The organism is Tessaracoccus sp. OH4464_COT-324 (assembly GCF_003932855.1).
In the GTDB taxonomy this organism is placed as follows: Bacteria; Actinomycetota; Actinomycetes; order Propionibacteriales; family Propionibacteriaceae; genus Arachnia.
In genome coordinates, this window is the sequence record NZ_RQYZ01000162.1 from 1 (window position 1) to 336 (window position 336).

Consider the following 336-nt stretch of genomic DNA (forward strand, 5'->3'; position numbering starts at 1 on the left):
AAAACTTCTTTTTCTCGCGTTAAGGTATTAAAAATTTTTAACATTTGCTTGTTCTCTATAATTGAATGAAATCGTTAATTTATCTGGATGCAAAGCCAGAGCAATGATGATTTTATAGCACTTATTTTGACTTTATGAAATAATAAACGCCTTTACAACAATACAAAATCAAAGGATCTACAATGATTACATTACACACCAATTTTGGTGATATTAAATTAGCATTAAATTTTGAAAAAGCGCCGGCAACCGCAGAAAACTTTTTAGCATATTGTAAAGAAGGTTTCTATAATAACACAATTTTCCACCGTGTTATTGACGGATTTATGATCCAAG

At 29.5% G+C, this 336-nt stretch carries 1 protein-coding gene; it reads left to right on the forward strand.

The window, feature by feature from the left end:
* Positions 1–182 precede the first annotated feature (182 nt).
* Positions 183–336, forward strand: a 154-nt coding sequence (locus EII42_RS12590) for a peptidylprolyl isomerase (RefSeq protein WP_199729910.1), incomplete at its 3' end; no start/stop codon positions are given.